This is a genomic window from Sandarakinorhabdus oryzae (assembly GCF_009733735.1).
Taxonomy (GTDB): domain Bacteria; phylum Pseudomonadota; class Alphaproteobacteria; order Sphingomonadales; family Sphingomonadaceae; genus Sandarakinorhabdus; species Sandarakinorhabdus oryzae.
In genome coordinates, this window is sequence record NZ_WNJP01000336.1 from 1 (window position 1) to 1128 (window position 1128).

The 1128-nt window shown below is 67.3% G+C and carries 2 protein-coding genes; both read left to right on the plus strand.

Annotated features, from left to right (window positions below):
* Positions 1 to 640 (plus strand): cold-shock protein (locus GJ693_RS17690; RefSeq protein ID WP_328598851.1); only part of this gene is annotated, 640 nt, incomplete at its 5' end.
* A gap of 196 nt (positions 641 to 836) precedes the next feature.
* A partial coding sequence (locus GJ693_RS16095; RefSeq protein ID WP_156257231.1) for a hypothetical protein occupies positions 837 to 1128 on the plus strand: 292 nt, incomplete at its 3' end.

A 1128-nucleotide genomic window follows, 5' to 3' on the forward strand; every position in this document is an offset into this window, starting at 1 on the left:
CGGTGATCGCTTCGGCGGTGGCGGCGGTGGCGGCGGTGGCCGTTTCGGCGGTGGCGGCGGCGGCGGTTTCGGCGGCGGTGGCCCGCGCCGGGAAATGTCGCCCGGCATCGTGATCGGCACCGGTCGCGGCACGGTCAAGTTCTTCAACGCGCAAAAGGGCTTCGGCTTCGTTGTCCGTGAAGATGGCGGTGAAGACGTGTTCGTGCACATCTCGGCGGTGGAAGCCGCTGGCCTGACCGGCCTTGCCGATGGCCAGCCGCTGGAATTCACCCTGACGGAACGCAACGGCCGCGTTTCGGCGACCGACCTCAAGATCGAAGGCGAACCGCTGCCGGTCGAGGAACGCGCCCCGCGTGAACCGCGCGAACCGCGCGCCGGTGGCGATTTCGAACGCCGCCCGTCGCGCGAGCGCACCCCGATGACGACGGGTGAGCGCGTGGAAGGCACTGTGAAGTTCTTCAACGGCACCAAGGGCTTCGGCTTCATCCAGCGCGACGATGGCGCGCCGGATGCCTTCGTGCACATTTCGGCCGTGGAACGCGCCGGCTTCGCCAATCTGAACGAAGGCCAGCGCGTCTCGTTCGAGCTGGAAGAAGACCGTCGTGGCAAGCAGGCCGCGGTGAACCTGCAGTCGATCTGATCGACCGGTTCAGCTGAACAAAAGGGGCGGCGGCCGTAAAGGCTGTCGCCCCTTTTTCTTTGCCCTTATCGTGCAGTGCGGCAAAATCGCCCGCTGCCAAACCATTGGCCGTATTGGGCTGGCGTTCGCGTCGCCGCGATGCCATGCGGCGTCGCACCATGGGCAGACGGCCCCTTCACCCTTCTGGAGCACGACAATGCTGGCCAACAACAGCGTGACGATCATCATGATCGTGATGACCTACATCACCCTTTCCGCCCCGGTGGCCTATCTGTTCATCCTCGCGCCGCGCCAGCTCGAAACCCGCAAGCAGCGCCAGATCGCCAAGATGGTGGCCGGCGCCGAACTGCTGGCCGATGCCATCGCCCGCAACGGCGATGATCCGGTGCACCTGGCCCGCCTGCAGGCCCAGTATGACGCCCACGCCCGCGCGCTGACCCAGCTCGGCGCCGATGTGCCGCCGGTCGCCGCCGCGCCGGCGCCGCTCG